Below are 21870 nucleotides of genomic sequence, written 5' to 3'. Positions count from 1 at the left end.
GGGTATGGAAAGGTATCTTCTTAACTCAACAGTGCTGTTGCATAGGCTGAGCACCATCTCTTTGGATGAGGTATCACTTGATGAGCGCGTGGAGTCATCGGTGTTCCTTGCTCAATACGAACGAGTGCGTAGCTTGCCTGATCATGTCGGCAAATCGGCTTGGTCATCTTTAGTGCAGCAAATCAAACAGCGGAGTATGAATCTCGGCCCAGTAGCAACCTTACGCCAGATAGCTGAAAAGTTTATTAAAAACGAAAAAGGTGGCCCCAAAATCGACCTACCTTTGTTCTCGGAATGGCAAACGCTGATGAGCCGAGTTTCATGCCTGCCAATTATGGCGTGTCATCAGGTATTTAACTCAGGGCCTGCCAGTCAGGAATATAGCTTTCGCTGGCCTTTATATCCATATCATCCAACGGTTGAGGACTATATTACCCGTGAACACCTACACGAAACTCACCAACATCTGAATGGCAGTACCAGTGCGGAAGAATGTTGGCTGGATGCACTCAAGCACCCAGAATTGAGCGTCAGAGATTTCGAGAAGGGCTGGGTATCTCAAGAGATGAAACAACTTTGCGCCCAGATTGACCCCTCTCTGACACCTAAAATCTTTAAGGATCGTTTGCAGATCGCCAGCAATATTCGCGAAATTCTTTGTCGGGTCGCTCAGGGTGCGGAGTTGCCAGAGTGGATTGTATCAATGCAGAACCCGCAGCAGTTGGCGGATAGCACGATTCTGCATCATGGCCAGGAGTATGGGTTTGCGACAGTTTGGCCAACAGACGACAAATACAGTCAGGAGTCTGAATTTCGCTGGCTAATCGGGTTGTTCGAAAAATGGCGGTATGGTGCGCCCGAAGGATTAGAACGACTGCTTTGGATTTACCTTCTAATTCAGAATCAGTACCTGACCTTACTGGTCCAGCGAGACGATTTTTTCGGTTTTGATCAGTTCCAGAATTACACCATGACAGAGCTGAGGGAGGAAACCGAGAAATCTTATTTGTCTCGTTTTAAACATGCCCATGGTTCTGGTGTGTACTCTCAGGTACGTTATCTGGAAGGACGTTTTGCCCCAAAGAGCGACCCCAGCAAAATGCAAAATCTGCTCTTCAGTGTGTTAAGAGGGTATTGGGAATACCTAAGTGCTCATATGTCTCTGGAATGGGTGCATGAAAAGCCGCTGACTATGTCGCAAGTGCTCGATAATCTCGAACTAATTGAACCTCATGGCAAGTGTGCAGAGCTGGCGCTAGTCCCGCATTTTATCAAAAGAAAGCCAAAAAATGGTGAGGTCTATCCTTACGCATTGCTATTCAAGGACCTGAAGAATCAGGCAGCTAATCTAATGGACATGCTGAAGTATGAACCGCGCCTGACAGGATGGATTCGAGGAGTGGATGCCGCAGCTAATGAGATGCACGCGCCACCGGAGTTGTTTGCCCCCTTGTTCCGGGTGCTAGCCAAATCAGGTATTGCTCATTTTACCTATCATGTTGGCGAGGACTTCCCACATCTGATCAGTGGTATTCGCTCCATTGATGATGCCTTGAGGTTTTTGCCATTGCGTAATGGCGACCGTCTTGGTCACTGTACGGCGATTGGCATCACACCTGACATCTGGAAACGCTCTTTGCCATTGTCTTTGTCCATGACCAAAGAGACGCGATTGCTCGATTTGGTATTTATCTGGCGGGAACTTCGAAGTCATCCGGAACTGCTGCGTTACGCCAGTGATGCAGCGATTGAAGCTGTTCGTTTGGCGCATAAGGTGTTTTCGCTGGAAGAAGAAGTCTCGATTACCATCCTTGATCAAGTATTTGAAATGCGGGGGATGTTGGCGGAATCGGAAGGCCTGCTGGGTGAGCTAAATGGACCATTAAAACCCAAATCCCTCTGGTTGGAAGAGTACGAGCGCGCCAGAGAGTTGGCTAAAACGGCGGGCATGAAAAGGCCGCTGAAGTTGTATAAGCTATGGCTTACATCTGACAATATACGAAAGCAGCGTGCTGAATATGTTAAAGTTACCCTAGAATATTTGCCAGATGAAGCGGTTGTTGCTTTACAACAAGCCGTAATGGCAAAAATGGCAGACCGAAACATTGCGATAGAATGCCCTCCGACCAGCAACACCCGTATTAGTCAGTATCGAGATGTCAGCGAGCATCATATCTTTCGCTGGATGGGCTTGCCGGGTGAGGCGATTGAAGGTGATGTTCCTATGTCTATTTGTCTTGGATCTGATGATCCGGGGATCTTCGCCGCGGATTTGAAATCCGAGTTCTATCATCTGTTCGTTGTGTTAACCCGAAAGTTCGGCTTGTCGCCAGCGGAGGCTTTGAGAAAGGTGGCAGAGGTGAACGAGAATGGGCGGATTTATCGCTTTCATGATGTCAGCTAGCCTGTATACATTGAGGATTCTGTGGTTGTTCAAGACCCGCTGTGCTCATTGGTATCTCTCGATACGATACTGTCGCGGAGCTGGGAGAAATACGTTTCTCGGTCGGCATTTAACTCCTGATGAGCATTTTTCTTGTTAGTCTGGGAGAGTGACTTGTCGTCTGTGCATATGTCCTTTCATTGTAATCTGTATACAAGAAACTATTAATATCGCCCACAAATGGCCTTGGGCCTACAATGCTTTACAGCCAAGGCCCCTAAATTAGGCTATTTATCAATTCTATATATCTTAATGGGTTACAATAGTTAGCGCACAATGAGTTCAGCACATAACAAAAGAAGTTAATTGGAATGCTTTGCTGCTCGCTGCTTTAACGTTAATGTCCGCAAATCGCTCAGAACAGCCAGTCAGATTAATTTTTTTACCATAGCTTCACAGGATAAAATCTGTCTTAGGCAGATAAAGTGAGGGGCCTCAAGCCCCTCGCTTAATTTTTTTCAAATAATCAAGCTATGAGCTGGCTTGTACCAAAGTTACGATAACCGTTATGGAAGTCTTTGCTGTACTCTTTTGCCAGGTAAGCTACCCGTATCAGGAAATCATAATAATCAGGACTTAGTGTTAAAACATCCTGCCGGGTGAACCAGGTGCTATGGTTTTCCGGGAATTGAACCCGATTAACATAGTGAGGATAATCAAGCTTAATCGCGCGACACCAGGCTTTTTGCATCCGAGTTCCCATATTATCAGCGTCAGGGTTAGCATAATCACCCAAATAAGCATAAACGTCTTTGTTGAACAGCAGAACTAGGTGGTAGTGATAATGTTCACTGGTATCACGTTCTTTAGCCCATATATAGCCGAGTGGCGCAGGCTCATCAGCCCGACCTGAGCGTCTGTGTTCTTCCCGTAACTGGCTTTTAAGAGACTCTATAGCCCGAGTAATAGCTTTCTCATCGTCTTTCTGAAAACATATTGGCAAGTCTGGCTCTCCAGGCACATGGGACTGAGCAAACCTCAGATCAACGCGTAATGCAAATACCCGATTATAATTTTCCAGATAGTTAGATATTACGGCAAGCGATCTACGCAATATATAACGTTCTAAATGAGAGTTGTATTTCTTTTGGGCTATCTGTACCAATGACTCAAATTGCTGCTCAGTTAATTCATAAAGTGACTTCATAATATGTATTCACGGTGTAATGGGTAGCTGCCAGCTACCCAGGTTATTGTGGGGATGATTTAATCGTGGTTATAGTTTCCTACTGTGGCAGGTTAAACTTAGATGCTATTATTTATAGGGATATTTTGCACATGTACTTATAACCGGCACATGCACTGCAACAAATCGACATATATTACATATACCGGTTAATCAAAATTGAGAGTAGATTTACTCGAAACAATCCAAATCACAACCAGTCAGGGGCTCATGCCAATAAAATGAATTGATAAAGTATAAAAACCACTCTGAAGTTATTATTTTAATGGTATGCTACTTAATACACTGTAGCCCCCCCTGATATACTGGCCTGCCTGACATGATATTGTGTTTTGCATCCAGCTCTGATGGTATCATTTCGAAAGCTAGGTATTTGACGTAATGCGTCCCTCTTTCATCCTCCCACAAATGGATTTTCCCCTCGTCAGAAAGCTGTTCTAACACAGGTATAAGACGGACTTCTTTTCTGAGAGAACAGGGACCATTCTGCATAATTCCACGTCGACTAAAATCATAGAATCCATTTCTGACAAGATGACTTTCAAATCAATTAAGTAATATTTATGTATCAGACGCCCCTATTATCATATCCATTTTCACTATAAAATGATTAAGATACCATTGCGTTATTAACAGTGCAGACTCCAGCGTTTCAATCGTAATTATAGATGAGTCAGGAGTAATATAAGCCTGCATAACAGCAGCAATCCTCGCAGTATGTTCTATGTACCGTGCTGCCCAATCGTTATAATGGTACAGTTTTTTTCCAGGCTCCATTAGATACTTCACCTCATTATCAATATCATATAGGCGTTTCTTTGCATCCGGAGAAAATATCATACAGGTGCGAGAGGCATTGCTTTCCCTGCGCCTTATTCCAGAAAGTAAATGTTTTTTCTGAATAGAATAAAAATTATCTAGATCAGACTCATTGCCAAACACAAAATAATTAATATCAATCGGTCTTGTGACCAAGGTAAGATCCATTCTTAAAATACGGGCATCGCTTCCCGTTGCTCTTATTTTTTTGCCCTGTGATCTAAGAATGTTGTCATGTGGTTCCGGCTGCATCATTACTAGCATACCAAGCCGGGGATCCTCAACGTCGGAACTACCCGTTGACACACGACTGACTCGATAATTGTCACCACACCACAGGGTGTTAGAAATTGCTGCTTTGCGGCGCATGATTCCTTCATACACAAAGCACTTCCCTCATCAGAGGTTATACCTAGACAGGGGTACTCTCCCAGTTCTTTAAGAAGAGCTTCAGGTGTGGGATCCGTTACTATTAAACACACTCTTACAGGCTCAATAGGTTTATTTTTAAGACATTCCTCCAGATTAAATCTAGCTTCTTTCCCCCCCCCCCTCTTTTTGCCGTACCGCTTTCTGAAGAGATTTCTTAAGACTCTTACATTCTTCATCCCATAGCACATAATGCCGTTTGTACTCCTCCTACCTAACGGAAAATGCCCCTGCTAATTCATGCTCAACTTGATGAATCTGCGCCATTGCTAATCTATATACCGTAGTTTTTCTGCTTCCCGATCTTGCCAAAATCATGTGGAAATGCGATACGGGCACTACAATGCCATCAGCTATTTCAACGTTATACATGTTCTGGCAAGCCAAGGCCATACTTCCAAGAATCGTTGAAAAAGTAAGCTCAAGAGCAGCTTTTGTTTTACCGTGTATGCAAAATATAACTTGCTGTACAAAAATCAAAATAGCCCTGCTCTCTAGGTTAACTTCATGATTTTCTTTTATATGTAAGTTTCATTTCATACTCCTTCTTGAGTAAAATTAAACACTTCTGGAAGCAATCCATGCTTCTATAGAAGTTAACTGCCAGCCCACGGATGCCACGCCGAGCCTGATTGGTTTGGGAAAATCAGCATCGTAATATCTGGATTTGGGATTCAACTTTTCGTAGATACTTGAGCGAGAGATCCCTAGCACCATCGTAAGTTCAGGCATACGCACGATGCGCAGTGATTGGTTTTTTTGTTCACTTATCGTTGACATTTTCAGTTCTCCTATCAGATGTCTTTGGCTGTATTCGAACTTTGCCATATGCTCTGGGATACTGTCCCCGTAGAGAAACGGAAACCAACCGGAGGGAATGGGAGGACTCATGCATTTGCTGGCATGATGTATGCCCTTTATCAGTCTTTTGGCCTGTTCGTGAAGGGTGATAAACGCAGGGAAACACGTGATAACAGCGGTTTTTCATTTCATCAGAAATTTGCCAGACACTGTTATGACAGCATTGCAGATATTGTTGATACTGGCGGTATGTACACCAAAGGAAAGAGGCGGGAGATCTTTTTCAGATATGAGCAGTTATACAATGCGCTGATGCACATTCCCGTTTTCTCGGATTCAGATAGTAGCCAGATAACCCGACGATACCTGCAGGAAGCTTTGCCATCCGTCATTGCCTTGGAGATTTATAGAACATTACAATCTAATGATGAAACCCATTTCTATTTTCATATTCACAAATTTTTAAATAGCAGGCACTGCCCCTCTTTTGAAGGTGGCAGTAAATGTGTTTACGCCGGAGTAAGAGATTATCTGCGTGAGTATATAGGCACACTGGGTTTTTATTATAAAGATCACTTGAGCTCTGTTTTCAGCCATATTGCAAATATTAGGAAGGAATATGGAAAAAATGATACAATTAAGAAAAAAATAATACTCAGCAGAACTGAATATTTGAAGTCATTCATATCAGGTAAGGACGTCGCTGCAAATGACGCCAAATTAGTTGAAGTGGAGCGTGCATATCTCTCACTTGATTTTTTGCTTGAATTAGAGAAACACATGAAATTGGTTATTTCATTATCCGTAATCTATAGAAACATTACGGAATATAGAGTTTCCTGTAATGCATTAAACATAAGCTTGCATCATTATATTTATTCTGAACAGTATGATGAAACTCTGCTGCATAGCATCACTTGGTCCTGGCACAGGAAAGCGATACTACCTATCTCTGTGACTTTAGACGAAGAACCATACCGCTACATAATTGAGCTCAGGAAAATTTTTTTTAATACGAACCCGTCTGGAAGTTACTCAGGCTGGGATTTTATTAAGATGTCAGCATGTCTTAATTCCTCCAGCCATTCTGATGTAGTAGAGCCTTATGCTAAAATCCTAGCGCTCATTTGCCTTCTAAGTCGGGCAGGACTGGCTGGGGCTTGGACCCTGATGAATGATATTGACATTGAAGAATTACCGATTGGTTTCTTACCAGCCGCTTTTTCTGTTATCAAACTGGCTCTTAAAGTAAAAGTGGAAAGAAATAAAATTCGGGATGGCGTATTGCTTTCCATGATCAATAGTATACTCGCGAATCAGGGCGTTTTCGCTGATTATAGAGTGGCTACTCAGCAAGGAGTAATATCGCTAATGGCATTATCGGCTAACAATTTGGTGATTATGCGCGCAGTAAAAATGTATAATATTATGATAAGAAAAATAAGCTATTGCATGAGGTCGATCCTTTTGGTATTTACCCTCATGCAATCTCTGGGCTGCTTAAAAAATTTGATGACGTCTTGGGTAAAGTTAATCTTTACATTAAAGAAAAAGAGTGTTGTAACGACAATAAAATACTTGTCGATCTTATCCAGGCAGATAAAATTCTTACCTTAGAGGAGCGGAATGGCAGCCTGATTGGCGTTCTGAGTGAAAGTACGCTCTATCATTGCCTTCTCAGCATCGATGATCTGATTTATTACCTGAGATGTCGGGGAGAAGATATCAGTAACATCATCCTGCTGGCAGGAATCTCACAAGATGCCCTATATAAGCGGGAGCAGCTTTGTGGGATCCTGCAGCTTCTTTGCCAGCCATGTCACATGGGATGATAAAGAAAATATCTTACCCCCCTGTGAGCCTGCTACAGCTGCTACGCGTAGCAGCTGTAGCAGGGGATGGCCTTTTTTCTTGAATTTCAGATGATATATCAGACATATAGTTGCTATTTGTTGCCGATAGGTTACTACCGGGCGTGCTTCTAAGGTAATGATAGTGAATACATCACAGACTGATGCTCTGCCTAGATGATATTGCCCCTTGAAAAGATATGTCATGCCTTATTCAGTAGAATGCTACATTTAAATCTGTAAAGTTTTTCCATTCTCACGCATTATCGCTATAGCGTCACCTATAGTTTGTTTAGTGAACAATGTGGTATCTCTTTCATCACCATGAACGACTTTCCGGGCATGTTGCATTGATATATTTTCTCACCAAGCAAGTACTTCTGGCATATGCTTTTCTTCAATCCTGATGTCCCGGTATGCAAGACGATCATTTAAGGTCTGAACGTCCTGGTTGTGGTATGCGGAACCCGACTCTAAAACATCAAGACGTTGCTCAACATTTTCAACTTTTCCTTTAACCTGAGAAACATCTTCAGCGAGCTTCTCATGTTTATGAATTGTATCAGCAAGCAATCTGGAGTTCTGAGCAAGCATTTCAGCCAGCTGAGCAAAAGAGGAACCTTTTGTTTCCGCCGGTGGGGGATAGATACCATGCCTTGTAAGCGGAGGTATAACCTCATGAAACAGCCATTTTTGAAAACGTTTCCCTGCGGCGCTTCGATCACTTGACATAACCCGGTATAATCCCGGCTGGGTAACAAAATTTCCGTCTACCCTTCAAATGTGGCATTTTTGATACCCACATTTAGATATTCATCTGCGTCTAGGGCCTGCAACTGAGCTTTAATGATGCCAGCCATTGACTTAACTGCATAATCAGCATTTATCTCTCTGTTTTCTTTGTTAAGCGTAACTAAAACGTCACGTAATGATATATGAAGTATATTGTCGATCACCACGGTTCTTAAATCGCTGTCGCCTATTTCACCTTGGTAACATATTTTTGTCAGATTGCTGTTCATAATTTTCCTTTTTCATTCTGAATTTGATGAATATTTATATTTAACCTGAAAACAGTGCGGGATTTAATATAACAGCCATGAATACATTATCGTTTAATTGGATAAGTCAGATGACCAATAATCGCACAAATCAATCTGTAATCGGCTACATAGAAGACCTCATAGTCATTGGCACTTTGCTCACAGATGAAGAAAATCTGAGCCCTGTCTTTTAGCTTTTTCTTCCCCGCATCCTTCGCTTCTTCCTGAGCGGCTTCCAGCTCGTTTCGAAGTGCTGTACGTTTAGCTTGGGACCAACCGCTCCATTCCACATGGAGTTTGTAGCTTCGAGAAGGCTTGAGCTTTCCGGATTCATCTTTCGCCCATTCGCCTGAAAGCGGAATGACAATCCGATTTTCATCTTGCTCAAATTTCTGCCACAACAACTGTGAGTAGAAAATCCGTTGCTCCGGATAGGACTGAACAGGATTTTTAAGTTTTTTAAAGACGGACATGTAAGTATCGGCATCAATTTCCGTTACATGTAGTGACATACCTCGATCATACGGGAAGCGAATAAACGCTCTATAAATCTAACGAATAGTATTAACCGGACGACGCGACTGCCGTGTTGGGACATTGCCATTACTGGATGTTGATGATGCAGAACGTGTTGTGCTCGAATTGTTTTCACCACCCGTTGCGTCAAGATCAACAACAGGACGTTTTCAATCAACTTTAATCCTGCTGGCATCAAACCCGGTGCACAGTCCAAGAGATGGCGGACGCTTTTCTTCTGGCCCTGCTTAACAACAGTGCTCTCAGCATCAGCATCAGCATCGCAGTTAATGTGTTCTTTTCCTGGCATTTTATTAAACGATGGCCTTTTCTTACAGCCTTTTGCCAAGCAGAAGGATACATCTCAATCCCGCATCCCCAGCAGACATAACCACTGGTATCAACAATATCTAACAACCAGAGCTCTTCAGCATCCACTTTTTTTCCAGTGCGTTTGTCACGAGCAGATTCCATCACTTTCTCCTTAACGCAGAACGTTTGTATAGACTATTGCTAATTGCCTTTATTCAAACCGCTGTTCCCTTTCACTATCTTCCCTTAATTCGCGTTCCTTTTCGTTTTTAACCCATCGAGTTAGTTTTTCATACACAGCTCTAGCTGACTTAGATATGTCTGCACTCTTATGGGTGACCAACTGGCCTATGGCTTCAACCCTGGATTGCATCACGTTCGCACGACTACCGGACCATGATGAAGGAGTTACGTGTTCGGCAAAAATCTCAAGGATCGCTCCTGGCTCGGGTGAGGCTTCTAGAAAACTCAGTGCATCATCCTGCAAGTAAATACGGCCTTGCTCATTGTCCTTCGACCATAGGTTCAATCCTGAAGCGACTGAAGCCCATACGTGAGGATCATTATTGGTTTCGCACCATTCAATCAAAGTGCCTACATCTATTTTCGTAAGAGGAGACGGATATGAATCATCATGATTGATAAAATGCAGCCGCCTTTGTTGTTCCTCGGTACCATCAAAAGCGCGACTGAGAAATTCTTTTGGCATCAATGCAGCGGTAATACCTATAGCTTCTTCGAAAGAATAAACATTGCCAAACTGCTCATCAACGACAGCGAAAATTGTATTCAACCATTCTAACTTTTCAGCCTCGTTACCATCGAAGCGTAATGCGATATTGATAACACGTTCCATAGCATAATCAAGTCCCCCTAGATCATTGTGATCTCTTCGGAATCTCTGGATTGCAGCAGAAAGGCCTACCTTTCGTAGTGCAAGACCTAGAGTGTCTGCAACATCTCCTTCATCAGCTATTTTCATATTCAGCGCTTCCAAAACTACTTCATCACCATTCGGTCTACTCAGAAGCCTCTGTGCAAGCTCGAGAACACGGCTTTCTGGCAAATTAGAGAACTGAGATCCCCACAGGATCGCTCCATACATGTGAGGCCTGACGTTAGGTTTATCCAGAAGCGGCATGCATCGATCCAAGTCGATTTCAGTAAACTCCCGCCAAGGATGCAGGCTGACTATTTCGGGTTGAAGCTCCGAATGCTGTGCACACTGATCGAGCAGTCCCTGCGCTAGTGCTGAATCGATTGAATGAGTCTCTTCAATAAAACCTTTAATGACTGAAAAATCACTTTGAGATTGATGTTGTAGCTCCAACTGAATGATTAGTTGCTGCCAATAGACTCGCAGGTCAGGAGCTCCGTTAGCTAAGCCTTTACCAAATCCGATGCGGTTGGGCATCCCACCACGTAAAAATAGATTAGGGCCCAACTCATCAAGTTCATGGGTAGATATTGCAAATTCTTGCCCCAATCCGAACGCTTTGGCATCAAGTGTTTCCCTGATTTTTTTAAATTTATTGGGCCCCTCATGCACAAAATCGGCATTTAGAGTCCAAAAATCCCGCCCATTACTGAGTACATACGCCATTACTGCCGGAACCAGGCCGTTAGGCTCCAATTCTTGTTCCAGTGTCACAAGCATTTCCGGCAATGGTTCTATATCTTGGTTGTCTTTTCTTTGCGTATGAAAAAAATAAATTGTTGAGCGGACAGCTTTCCAACCCTCACCCCAAGGACGGTAGGCATGGAACATGCGAGCCGCATCAATTAATTTTGCTCTTATTCCCTCATGACGCCAAATCCAGCGAAACTTATCAGCCAAGATTCGCCGAGCGTCGTCTTCAAGCTCGGGAACTCCTGAAGTTCCTATTCTAACCACAGTGTCGATGAAGGCGATCAGCCACTCAACAAGTTCATCGTAACTGGGTCTAAATCCATAATCTCTTGGCCGAGCACCAAACTCATTAATCCCGAATCCTGTCCACGGTGGTCCACCGAGAGCCGTTTCAAGCATTTTGATGCCCAGCCCTCTACGCCCGACCATACCTGATGCAATGCATTCATTCATGCTCGCAATACGTTGCTCCAAGGAAGCATGGGTGCCAGATAAATAAGGTTGGAAAAACCTTGTTATCTTATTTCGAATAGAATCGTAATTATTGCTCGCGCTTTCCTGGTCTGCGATGCAGATTAAGAGCTTAATGCATCGTTCAAAGTATCTCGATTCATACGCAAGTAACTGCAACAAGTTAATAATTGCTGTTCGTTGTGGATTGTAGCGTGATTTAATATTCTCAAAATTAGACGTAACAAGCGTTTCTTCAATCCGCTCAAGCAAAGCTTCAGGGGCAACTGGTGCGACATAATGAAGTATTCGTGTCGATACATCATCTAGGTTTACTATCTGTCCAAGCAGCCCTTCAGGGTGCAACCAAGCTTTAACGATCTCTTTAGCCACAGCATGGTCGTGTAGCAGTCCCAACCTGCGTGCGAACGACATCAATAAACGTTGCCGCCCCGAGGTTTCAAAGGTCGTCCTGAGTTGATCAACTGGAATACTATTAAGTGCAGATATTGCTAGCTTGTTAGCAATTGCTTGGGGGAGGATAGCTCTCCAGTAAGATCTTTTCTGAACGATATGACGTTCCATCAGCTTCGTAACGGCTTTAAATAACTGGGTTCTGGAATACCCAAAGAGCGCCCCTAATATTTCCAGTTCGTCGGTAGCAGCATCTGGACTAGATACCGAGAATGAATACACCAGTGACAATATTTCAGCTTGCTCCCGTAAATTACCATCAGGATGATTACGCTGTTCAAACAAGCGATTAAACAACTGCGCATCAGAAAGTAGAGCCAAACTCTCTCCTTCCTCCCCTCTCTCAGCTATAGCCAAAGCAACTCTTGCATTCCCATCTGCAAACTCAGCAATACGACGGGCATTATTCTGACCAAGAGAAGGGAAGCGACGGATAAGAAGTTGCTCTGCCACCTCTGGACCATCTGTCTCAATATGGATGACCTCAGTTGTCTGTGGTTTGTCATCCCTAATGTCGTACTCGATTGTGATGAGGCTTACTTCTTTTCCTGCGGCTGATACCTTGCTGGCAAGCGAAGCATGGAGTTCTGATGGACAATTATCAAGGATCATAATTGCTCGTCGGTCCTCAGTGATCAGCTTATCAAGCATTGCTGTAGCCGACGGTACTGGCTCAGAGCCAGTATCAACATAAATAGCTACTGTCCGGTCAAGCGCATCTGCTCCAACAGTTTCATCAAAGAGCGCCTGAACGATCCGAGTCTTCCCGACACCAGATAATCCTGTAATACGAACCGCCTTATTCGTCGAACGGATAAGTTCTCGCATTGGGCTAATTGCTTCATCAATTTTGAGTTTTTGCCCCTTTCCCGATGGTAAAGTAATGGTTACACCTGGGGCTGAGATTAAAGTGTCTGTAACACCTTGTGGCGGATTGCTCCAAGCTCCGTAGGGTTGCCAACCGGAATACCCTTGCCCAAACTTCCCTTTTACCCATAGCATGACTGATGGATGTTGGCGCAGCCATTGAATGAGTTTGGAACGGTCGTAGAAATCAACATGAAGATTGCTTTTGTTAGGATCATCTTTTACTGCATCCCTCATCGCATTAAGACGATCTCTCTTTCCAGACGGAGAGCAATCATCACCCAGGCTGACAATGATGTAGCTGCCTTGTTTTCTGGCTTGTTCAGATATGATGGGTGAAAGCGCTTCGCCGATGCCCATTTCCTTCTCAATTGCAGCCTTTGGCATCTTATATTTCTTTGCCTGAAAGACCGTATCAGGCCTAACAAGAAAGCTAGCCTTCAGCTGATCAACTGGAATCTGAACATGGATGTCAATTCCTCCGTCAGGGGCTGTAATTGAACCAGACCAATTTACACATGCTGGGCTATGACCATGTATTGCCACTTCAGCTTCCGCTAGCCGAGCTATCAGCTCTTCTAGCTGAGTATCGGAGAGCCGAAGTAATTCGTCCTTTTCAATGTCAAAGATTGCCACACCTTCACCTTAGTAAAAAATTTTTGCCATTATTTATACTTTGAGTTCACCAAAAACCGAGTAACTTCTATCCATTCTCCCAATATTAAGCTTTCATGCATCGTTCGTTTGGGTTGACATCATGTGAGTAAGATTAAAATACAACCGGCGTCATCTTCGTTTCTCAGATTTTATTCAAAATTATCAGCTTCACCCTTCTTCATTAGGGCATCAGATGCGGCAACAACTTCTTCTTTCAACTTCTCATGCCACAACCAGAGCACGGAGCTATATAGCAAACGTTGATCGTTTGGTGAAACTGAGATTATCGCCTGAGTGGCCTGTATCAAGGACAAGCTGGTGCACTGAATCGGCTCTAACAGCCCTTCATTAGATGGTCCGCATAGCAAGAGATCTTTATTTGAAAGCGATGTACCGAGCTTGAAGCCAATGCTGTCAATTCCTGCATGAATATACTGGTTGGCAAAGCCGTAGTGCGGTCGCAAAAAGTCCAGCTCGACAAACTCCTCAATATCACTAAAGCGAACCTTATTTCTGGCACTGGGTTCTTTTCCTAAAGCTTTTGCGGCCCAACCTAATTCATTGCCGAAACCCGCTTCATACTTACCAACGATGTCATTCCTTTCGAGATCAAACCGACTTAAATCTTCTGGGGAGAAAGAAGTAAAACCCAACCCTTCACTATATTTATTATAGCGATTAGCAGCTTTTCGCCTCTGTATGCTCTGAAAATCCGTGAATCTTTTCGCCAGGTCTTCGTCACCTTCTGCAATAAATATCAATATGGCCGTGGTTTCATGGAGCGTTCTCCAACGGGCCATTGCACCGTCTGTAAAGCCACCCTTTAGAAGATGAGATATCTCGCAGGAAACCTGGACAGCACGTGCGTGCAGTCGGGTGGTTATGTTCAGTTTTGCGGACCTTTCTCCAGAACCGGTGCGATACTCACTGTTTACCTCATTACTGATTTCAGTACAGCCATAAATTAATGCATCCAGCCGCTTTAAAGGGGACTCCCATGTTGTAAATAGTCTTCCTCTAAATGCATCTAAATTTTCGTAATGGTCCTTTAATACCTCCCCTTTAGCCTCATCCAAATACTCGAACATTTTCAACGCAACCAAATGCTCTATGTCTTCAGAATGAGTATCTAACCACTCAGCCATCTCTGCGGGAGACATATTGCCGCTACCAGCCACATCCTGTATCTGAGAAAGTACTTTTTTGTTTAACAAGTTCAGTTCCTTAGAGAGGGTCAACACTCCGTCGATGTAGTAATGTGGATTTACGTCGACACTAAACGCGTAACTTTTAAGCGTCTACTGAAAGCGAAAAGCAAACCTTACGCAATCTTTTTTAAGGGATTTCTCGCTATGATGTTAAATACTATTACTTTTGTGGGTTTTAAGCAGCGGGGAACTTAGTGTTATGAAGTCCAGAATCGGGCCAAACGGAGTGCATTTCTTCGATCGAAATACAGGTTTGAACATCCTATTAGACGAATTGCACCCTCAGGGGGCAGTTTGGTCGACGTCTCCCCGTCAAGTCTCAATAGCACTCACCAATCTTTGCGATCTCCATTGCGCGTACTGTTTTGCGCCCAAACACAAGGCAGTGCTGCATACTGACCAAGTACTTAGCTGGTTAAAGGAATTGGATACTGAAGGATGCCTCGGCATCGGCTTTGGCGGAGGGGAACCAACTCTCCATCCAGATTTCGTCGAAATATGCAAACGGGCTGCCGGGGAAACTCAGCTTGCCGTGACATTCACGACCCATGGTCATCGTTTATCGCAACAATTAGTTAAACACCTCAAAGGTTCAATTCACTTCGCGCGTATTAGCGTTGACGGGACAGGCAGTACCTATGAAGAACTGCGCGGAAAACCTTTTGCCAACTTACTTAAGGGAATTGAATCGATTGCAACATTGTCGCCCTTTGGAATAAACGTCGTGATAAACGAACGTACAGTCTTTGAGCTTGATGCAGTAACTGAGCTGGCGCAACAGTTTGGAGCTAGTGAGTTGCTGTTATTGCCTCAGCAAGCAACTAACGCGGTCGCAAGTATGAATGAAGTGGTCGGCCGAGAGCTTAAGAACTGGGTCTCCAACTATAGAGGAGAGGTTCGACTTGCAGTAAGTGAGGTGGGAGCGTCAGGACTACCCATATGCGATCCTCTTCCTGATGAAACTGGCCTTCGAGCCTACGCGCACATAGACGCTTCCGGCATATTGCGTATGAGTTCTTATTCAACCACCGGTGTGGATATTGGCGAAACCGGTGTTCTGTCAGCGCTTAAGCGACTTCGAAATACCTTAGAGATGAAATAAGGGGCACAGTAATGAAAATTTGGAACGGATATGGTTCTGAGCATTCGATGAACTTAGTTCTCATCGGAAAATTTAAGCAAGAGCAAGATGCAGAGAAGGTCGAGAAGGATATTAAAACGCTCAGTACTCAGGCTGAGAAAGATGAATGTTACTCGATCCCTTTTGATGAACCAGAGAATCAACGGTTTTCAGATGAAATGCTCTCATTACTATACAGCCTAAAACTCCACACGTTAGGACCAACCGATCTTGGTCAATTGGTGTCAGATCATCATCTAGATCGTGAAGGCGATAGAATAACAATAACTACTGATGAGGCAGAGGTATCCGCGTTCGTTAAGCTGTTTGTCGAGGCTGGAGCAAAGGTTGAGATTTTCTCAGCGCATGACTATCCGTCCGATTCCAACGATGCCAGTTGACAGAGGATGCATTGATGCCTGAAGTAAATTGGAAAGTATTCAACGAACTGCCCGGTGCAGCAGATGTGAACTTCGAAAACCTTTGCCGCGCTCTTGTACGCCGACACTATGGTCGTTTCGGTCGCTTTAAGCAACTCGCAAATCAGCCTGGGGTGGAGTTTCACCTCGAGCTAACGGAGCCTTGTGATCTCGGTGCGCCACCAAGCTGGATTGGTTGGCAATGCAAGTGGTATGAGCTGGTGAATGGACAAGATTTGGGAGCCTCCCGCCGCAATAAGATCATCGAAGGTATCGAAAAGACGCGTAAGCATGTCCCTGGAGTGACCAACTGGAAGCTTTGGACTTATCACACGTTAACAAAAGGAGATCAAGAGTGGTTCTTCGCGCTAGAGCAAGACCGCTTCCCCCAATTGAAGCTAGAACTACTCACAGCTACGGATATCGAAGATCTTTTGGTCGGACCGGGAGCGCTTTTACGAGAAACCTACTTTGGTGAACTGGTTCTAACCCCAGAACTAATTGCTGAGCAGTATAGGCTTGCTGCGGCTCCGTTTAAGAACCGCTACCAGCCAGAAGTTCATGTTGCTGTGGGGGTTGAGGAGAACATATACAGGCATCTGTGCAGCCAAAACGCATGGGAATCCTTGGCAGAACTATCCAACGCTTTAAAAAAGAATCATACAAGCATTGCTTTGATTACTGAGCAAATCAAAACTGAGCTCAAGGCAGAAGTTGAATTACTCTTAGCCCGAGTTATTGGGCTGACCGAGTTTATTGATGGCTTACACACGGCGCTAGGCAAGGGTGACTTTAACTCTGTACATCAAGCGTTGGTTTCAAATCCGCGTGAGCCAGTACTTTACGACAGGCTACTTTCGAAATTGCGCGGAGCACGCTTTGCCGGGGCTCCGTTAACCGCTAATTTGGTTGCAGATATCCACGCGGTTTCGTCTGTTCTCCGCAGTCTGGAGCAATCAATTGGTGCTCGGGCAGTTGCTGTTCTTGCGGCCGCGGGGGAGGGTAAGTCTGAACTTGCAGTCAAGGTAACACAGCCAGAAGGGGCGTTCCCAGGGGGGATCCTCCTGTTGGGTAAGAATCTTCATTCAGGCCAAGGGCTTGATGATCTCGTATCTGCCTTCAAGATTTCTGGGAGACCAGCAGAAAGTTTTGACCGCCTGATTGAGGCCGTAGATGCGGCAGGCCAGCGTGCAGGCAAACGCATACCTATTGTTATTGACGGTCTGAATGAGGCGGAAGATCCGAGAAATTGGAGGGATGAATTATCCCGAGTGGATGAGCTTCTAAAGAATTTTCCTTATGTCTTGTTAGTTGTCACTCTTCGCAATGAATTCGCCCATATGTGTCTGCCTGAGGGGTTTCCCCAAGTTGAACATAATGGGTTTCAGGAAGATCCGAAGACAGCATTTGACAAGTACTTTGAGTACTACAAGATCGACGCTACCGATGCGGATCTACCAGTCGAACTCTTGCAGCACCCCTTAACACTGAGAATTTTTTGCGAAGTAGCAAATTTTCCTCGTCAGCATATTGTCGGAGTGGAAGCATTGCCCCGTTCGCTTGCAAGCCTGTTCGAAGCACATTTTAACAAGGTTGCAGCACGAGTCGCTGAGCTTTCACCGACGATGCATCGCATTTATCAAGATGACGTTCAGGATGCACTACTGACGATCGCGGATCTTCTTTGGGATAACAATGCGAGAAGTGTGGATTTTCAAGCTACACGGACGGCAGTTCGGGATATGGGGTGGGATGACAGTATTATTCGTGCACTCGAGTCTGAAGGCATTCTCGTAAGGACTATTTCTTCAGAAGGTAGACAAGGAGTTGCGTTTGCATACGACCTAATGGCCGGACATATGATGGCGCGCAACCTGCTTATGAAGCCTGAATTGGTGCAATGGCTACAAAGCGATGAAGGGAACGCAAAATTTAAATCTCATGGACCTGATTCGCATACCTTCGCTTATGACGTATTACGGGCTCTGGTTGATCTGTATCCGCAACACTCTGGTAGGCGGCAGCTTTGGCAAGAATTGTCGGATGATATACTCGTTATGAACGCTCTGTTATTGACGACGCAATCGGATCCAAGATATATCGGGCGGGCTACTGTTGAACGATTTGGTCAAGCTATGCAGGAGTCGAAGCAATTTGCACAACTTGCCTTCGAGAGACTACGGAGCACTAGGGCTGCGCTGGCACATCCGTTTGATATGAGCTTTTTGCATGATGTGCTAATAGCTATGTCCAACACTCAGCGCGATCTTTTTTGGTCAGAGTGGATTCGTCAGAAATCTGAACAAGTTAAAGATGACTTAAAATTCTTGTCGACGAGATGGAAATTGGGTCATCTGGATGAGCGTGAACTTCGGAGAGTTCGCTGGGTAATGTGGACATTGACGACGACATCCAGAGCTTTGCGGGATATGGCTACCAAAGCCCTGTATGAATTTGCCATCAGGCGGCCAGAAGAGTTTTTCCGGTTGGCGATGGAGACAAATGCAGTTTCAGACCCATATGTCCCCGAGCGAGTGTTCGCCGCAGCCTACGGTGCTGTCCTGACCACTTGGTCGGATATTGATGCAGTAGAGTTACATGATGCGTTGCCACGGTTCGCTCGTGAGATTTACCAAACCATGTTTGCACCTGATGCTACAGCTCCTACCTGGCATGCGTTATATCAACAGTACTGCCTGGGAATCATTGCCATTGCAAGGATAGTAGATCCAAATTGTTTTTCAGAGGATGAAGCTGCTCATCTTGTTCCGCCTTTTAGCCATCTGCCTAACGTATTTAAAAGCATTCGTCAGTACGATACAGCAGTCATCAAGCAAGCGCAGAGCGCAGCGATTCGAATGGACTTCGGTAACTATACGATTGGGAGACTTATTCCACATAGATCGAACTACGATGACAGCAACCCAGAGTACCAACAGGTGTTGAAGGCAATTATTTCTCGAATGCTGGTGCTTGGTTATGACTCTGAGCAATTCGAAGCTATTGATCGGCAAATGTATTCCGGCTCTCGTATGGGAGAAGACAAACACAAAATCGATCGATATGGCAAAAAGTACGGCTGGATAGCTTACTTCGAGATGTGGGGACTGCGATACGCGCAGGGCCTCCTTTCCGAAGACCGCAGCGCTCGTCCATCGGACGCAGATATCGACCCGACGTTCCCGCTAGACGCTGTGAGCATTAATTTGCCACTTCCAGCCTTGTTCAGCGAACAGTCGTCGGATGATGGGGATTGGATCATGAGGGGTCCGCAACCTGACTACCGTAGCATCCTTGAGATTACAGAAATTGATGGTCTGACGGGGCCATGGATCCTACTTGACGGTTTTATCGAGCAAAATGCTACCTCGGATGACCGGCAGATTTTCACTTTCCTGCGAGGAGTATTCGTAGATAGCCAAGAAGTTGACAATCTATGTAGGTTGTTCACTGATCTTGAATATCCCGGCAACAGCGCCATCCCTGATGCTCCTGGCTACTATTACACCTATGCGGGTGAGATGCCTTTCTCGTCGATTCCGGGGCTGCTAGTCGCACATGAACAAGAGGATGATAGTGATGAAAATTTGGTGTCCGCAGACAGATGGTCAGGCAATGGCGTTGCGGTAGATATCACCGTGCAGGACTACAACTGGGAGAGTTACCATAGCGTGGAGAACCAAAGCAGCGGTGCGAGTTTACCCTCAAAGCAACTTTGTGAGGCTTTGAATCTCAGATATCGTGCAAACACATGGGATTTGCATGATGCAGCAGGTGTGGCATCACTGTACCGCAAAGTTGGCGAGTATGATTCGGCTGTCAGTGGCTCAGTCAGTTATCTGCGCCGTGATCTACTTGATGGTTACTTGATGCAATCCGGCAAGGTATTGGTATGGCTTATGTGGGGGGAGCGTGGTTTTCATTACCGCTCCAACAAGACGCACAATTTGCACAGGTATTACGTGAATCACCAACATATTCACAAGCGTATTCATATCCATCAGATAGCTTCTGAGTGCTAGTAACCAAAATATTGCGGACGGAGTCGCTGTATGAGTTACGAGTTCAGAAATATTTCATCCGCATACTTTTAGTACCTTATTCGGTATCTCATCTGAAAAGTAGAAGGCTTCACTTCGAAGCCTTCTGTCCGAGCCAGATAGAGGCATTAACGATAGACATGTTCGTGCTAACGGGAACGTTATTGGATAATAGAGGATCTCCGTTCAGTAAGATGATGTCCGCCATTCAGTATGAGCATATGTCGAGAAATGGACTAGTAATGTCCATTTCTTGTACAGATATTATCTCTGGGAATCCCCCGCATCCTTAGTAAGCGTCCAACGTAACCCGGGTGAGTAAGCTGCAGCCGTGGCAGCTTCCAAATAACCTGTACTCGTCAATACGGTTTGACCTGCCCCCAGTATTAGATACAACGATCAGTTAGTAATGTCGGTTTGTTTACCTTCTAATTTTCTATTTCTCCAGCTTGCTGCACATTCAGCCGGCGTCTGGTAATTCAGCGATGAATGAGGTCTGGACTCGTTATAGTCCTGCCGCCAGTCATTAATGATTTTCCGGGCATGAAGAATATCGCTGAACCAGTGTTCATTTAGGCATTCATCCCGAAAGCGATCGTTGAAACTCTCAATAAATCCGTTCTGCGTTGGCTTACCTGGCTGGATAAGTCGCAACTCCACACCATGCTCAAAGGCCCATTGATCGAGCGCACGGCAGGTAAATTCCGGGCCCTGATCGGTTCTTATTGTCGCCGGATAGCTTTGAGACAGCGCGATGCTGTCCAGAATACGCGTAACCTGAACGCCTGAAATACCGAAAGCAGCGGTGATCGTCAGACACTCCTTCATGAAATAATCCACACAGGTCAGGCACTTAATCCGACGGCCGCTGGCAAGTGCATCCATGACAAAATCCATCGACCATGTCAGGTTCGGCGCATCCGGGCGAAGAAGCGGAAGCCGCTCAGTCGCCAGACCTTTACGGCGTCGTCTGCGCTTCACACTCAGGCCGCTAAGGTGGTAAATGCGGTATACCCGCTTGTGGTTGACGTAAAGGCCCTCCCGACGTAATAACTGCCAGATGCGCCGGTAACCAAAACGCCTTCGTTCGAGTGCAAGTTCTGTGATACGGCCTGATAAATGCGCATCAGCCGCCGGACGCCGGGCCTCATAGCGGCAGGTCGACAGGGACAAACCTGTAAGCCTGCAGGCACGACGTTGCGACAGACCGGTCGCATCACACATAAACTCAACGGCTTCCCGCTTCTGGTCTGTCGTCAGTACTTTCGCCCCGGAGCCACCTGAAGTGCCTCCTTACCCAGCATGGCTTCGGCAAGCAGCTTCCTGAGTCTGGCGTTCTCTTCCTCAGGCGACTTCAGGCGCTTAACTTCGGCCACCTCCATACCGCCATACTTCTTGCGCCAGGTGTAAAATGTGGCGTCGGAAATGGTGTGCTTACGGCAGAGTTCACGGGCTGATACCCCGGCTTCAGCTTCGCGGAGGGTACTGATGATCTGTTCGTCGGAAAAACGCTTCTTCATGGGGATGTCCTCATGTGGCTTATGAAGACATTACTAACATCATGGTATATTAATCAACGGGGGGCAGGTTAGCAGCGTTTTATCTG

16 protein-coding genes and 1 pseudogene are annotated in these 21870 nt (G+C 45.2%); 5 read left to right on the top strand and 12 right to left on the bottom strand.

Going from position 1 to position 21870, the window contains the following annotated elements; translation table 11 throughout:
• The first annotated feature begins 4 nt into the window (after positions 1-4).
• On the top strand, positions 5-2404 hold the full coding sequence (locus ACMGGR_RS04325) for an adenosine deaminase (RefSeq protein WP_414148249.1): 2400 nt from the start codon (positions 5-7) through the stop codon (positions 2402-2404).
• Positions 2405-2909: 505 nt separating this feature from the next.
• On the opposite strand, the gene ACMGGR_RS04320 is transcribed toward ACMGGR_RS04325, so the two are convergent.
• The 5 genes and pseudogenes from ACMGGR_RS04320 to ACMGGR_RS04300 all read right to left on the bottom strand — a co-directional run bounded on the left by ACMGGR_RS04320 (position 2910) and on the right by ACMGGR_RS04300 (position 5657).
• On the bottom strand, positions 2910-3590 hold the full coding sequence (locus tag ACMGGR_RS04320; RefSeq protein ID WP_414148248.1) for an inovirus Gp2 family protein: 681 nt from the start codon (positions 3588-3590) through the stop codon (positions 2910-2912).
• A 600-nt stretch (positions 3591-4190) separates the two neighbouring features.
• Complete coding sequence (locus tag ACMGGR_RS04315; protein WP_414148247.1) at positions 4191-4832, bottom strand: DUF3987 domain-containing protein; 642 nt, start codon at positions 4830-4832, stop codon at positions 4191-4193.
• 59 nt (positions 4833-4891) lie between these two features.
• Positions 4892-5056, bottom strand: a pseudogene (locus ACMGGR_RS04310) (hypothetical protein); the annotation flags it as partial.
• 31 nt (positions 5057-5087) lie between these two features.
• Positions 5088-5357 carry a DUF3987 domain-containing protein gene (locus ACMGGR_RS04305; protein ID WP_414148246.1) on the bottom strand — a complete coding sequence of 90 codons (270 nt, stop codon included), beginning with the start codon at positions 5355-5357 and terminating at the stop codon, positions 5088-5090.
• A 78-nt stretch (positions 5358-5435) separates the two neighbouring features.
• A complete protein-coding gene (locus ACMGGR_RS04300; protein WP_414148245.1) occupies positions 5436-5657 on the bottom strand; it encodes a helix-turn-helix transcriptional regulator in 222 nt (73 codons plus the stop codon).
• 123 nt (positions 5658-5780) lie between these two features.
• On the opposite strand from ACMGGR_RS04300, the gene ACMGGR_RS04295 reads away from it, so the two are divergent.
• Positions 5781-7295 carry a hypothetical protein gene (locus ACMGGR_RS04295; RefSeq protein ID WP_414148244.1) on the top strand — a complete coding sequence of 505 codons (1515 nt, stop codon included), beginning with the start codon at positions 5781-5783 and terminating at the stop codon, positions 7293-7295.
• A 596-nt stretch (positions 7296-7891) separates the two neighbouring features.
• On the opposite strand, the gene ACMGGR_RS04290 is transcribed toward ACMGGR_RS04295, so the two are convergent.
• The 6 genes from ACMGGR_RS04290 to ACMGGR_RS04265 form a co-directional block, all read right to left on the bottom strand.
• Positions 7892-8260, bottom strand: a complete 369-nt coding sequence (locus ACMGGR_RS04290; protein WP_414148243.1) for a hypothetical protein — start codon at positions 8258-8260, stop codon at positions 7892-7894.
• A 38-nt stretch (positions 8261-8298) separates the two neighbouring features.
• Complete coding sequence (locus ACMGGR_RS04285; protein WP_414148242.1) at positions 8299-8550, bottom strand: hypothetical protein; 252 nt, start codon at positions 8548-8550, stop codon at positions 8299-8301.
• An 86-nt stretch (positions 8551-8636) separates the two neighbouring features.
• Complete coding sequence (locus ACMGGR_RS04280) at positions 8637-9083, bottom strand: hypothetical protein (RefSeq protein ID WP_414148241.1); 447 nt, start codon at positions 9081-9083, stop codon at positions 8637-8639.
• 199 nt (positions 9084-9282) lie between these two features.
• Positions 9283-9561, bottom strand: coding sequence for a hypothetical protein (locus tag ACMGGR_RS04275; RefSeq protein ID WP_414148240.1), 279 nt, complete (start codon positions 9559-9561; stop codon positions 9283-9285).
• A gap of 49 nt (positions 9562-9610) precedes the next feature.
• Positions 9611-13456, bottom strand: a complete 3846-nt coding sequence (locus ACMGGR_RS04270; protein WP_414148239.1) for a hypothetical protein — start codon at positions 13454-13456, stop codon at positions 9611-9613.
• A 170-nt stretch (positions 13457-13626) separates the two neighbouring features.
• A complete protein-coding gene (locus tag ACMGGR_RS04265) occupies positions 13627-14691 on the bottom strand; it encodes a DUF5677 domain-containing protein (RefSeq protein ID WP_414148238.1) in 1065 nt (354 codons plus the stop codon).
• Positions 14692-14884: 193 nt separating this feature from the next.
• On the opposite strand from ACMGGR_RS04265, the gene ACMGGR_RS04260 reads away from it, so the two are divergent.
• The 3 genes from ACMGGR_RS04260 to ACMGGR_RS04250 are packed head-to-tail and all read left to right on the top strand — an operon-like array spanning position 14885 to position 20246.
• On the top strand, positions 14885-15787 hold the full coding sequence (locus tag ACMGGR_RS04260) for a radical SAM protein (protein WP_414148237.1): 903 nt from the start codon (positions 14885-14887) through the stop codon (positions 15785-15787).
• Positions 15788-15798: 11 nt separating this feature from the next.
• Positions 15799-16206, top strand: coding sequence for a DUF6375 family protein (locus tag ACMGGR_RS04255; RefSeq protein WP_103860969.1), 408 nt, complete (start codon positions 15799-15801; stop codon positions 16204-16206).
• A gap of 14 nt (positions 16207-16220) precedes the next feature.
• Positions 16221-20246, top strand: a complete 4026-nt coding sequence (locus tag ACMGGR_RS04250) for a hypothetical protein (RefSeq protein ID WP_414148236.1) — start codon at positions 16221-16223, stop codon at positions 20244-20246.
• 417 nt (positions 20247-20663) lie between these two features.
• Here ACMGGR_RS04250 and ACMGGR_RS04245 read toward each other — a convergent pair.
• A protein-coding gene (locus tag ACMGGR_RS04245) for an IS3 family transposase (protein ID WP_414148235.1) occupies positions 20664-21784 on the bottom strand; the annotation gives its coding sequence in 2 pieces (ribosomal slippage) (positions 20664-21538 and positions 21538-21784; 1122 coding nt in all).
• Positions 21785-21870 lie beyond the last annotated feature (86 nt).

It is taken from the genome of Erwinia sp. BNK-24-b (assembly GCF_047456155.1).
Taxonomy (GTDB): Bacteria; Pseudomonadota; Gammaproteobacteria; order Enterobacterales; family Enterobacteriaceae; genus Erwinia; species Erwinia phyllosphaerae.
This window is presented reverse-complemented; position numbering and strand designations above follow the sequence as displayed.

Bases quoted from the DNA above. Each gene is read 5' to 3' on its own strand.
- ACMGGR_RS04325 (WP_414148249.1), top strand. From the start codon at position 5: ATGGAAAGGTATCTTCTTAACTCAACAGTGCTGTTGCATAGGCTGAGC.
- ACMGGR_RS04320 (WP_414148248.1), bottom strand. From the start codon at position 3,590: ATGAAGTCACTTTATGAATTAACTGAGCAGCAATTTGAGTCATTGGTA.
- ACMGGR_RS04300 (WP_414148245.1), bottom strand. From the start codon at position 5,657: ATGTCAACGATAAGTGAACAAAAAAACCAATCACTGCGCATCGTGCGT.
- ACMGGR_RS04295 (WP_414148244.1), top strand. From the start codon at position 5,781: ATGATGTATGCCCTTTATCAGTCTTTTGGCCTGTTCGTGAAGGGTGAT.
- ACMGGR_RS04290 (WP_414148243.1), bottom strand. From the start codon at position 8,260: ATGTCAAGTGATCGAAGCGCCGCAGGGAAACGTTTTCAAAAATGGCTG.
- ACMGGR_RS04285 (WP_414148242.1), bottom strand. From the start codon at position 8,550: ATGAACAGCAATCTGACAAAAATATGTTACCAAGGTGAAATAGGCGAC.
- ACMGGR_RS04280 (WP_414148241.1), bottom strand. From the start codon at position 9,083: ATGTCACTACATGTAACGGAAATTGATGCCGATACTTACATGTCCGTC.
- ACMGGR_RS04275 (WP_414148240.1), bottom strand. From the start codon at position 9,561: ATGGAATCTGCTCGTGACAAACGCACTGGAAAAAAAGTGGATGCTGAA.
- ACMGGR_RS04260 (WP_414148237.1), top strand. From the start codon at position 14,885: ATGAAGTCCAGAATCGGGCCAAACGGAGTGCATTTCTTCGATCGAAAT.
- ACMGGR_RS04255 (WP_103860969.1), top strand. From the start codon at position 15,799: ATGAAAATTTGGAACGGATATGGTTCTGAGCATTCGATGAACTTAGTT.
- ACMGGR_RS04250 (WP_414148236.1), top strand. From the start codon at position 16,221: ATGCCTGAAGTAAATTGGAAAGTATTCAACGAACTGCCCGGTGCAGCA.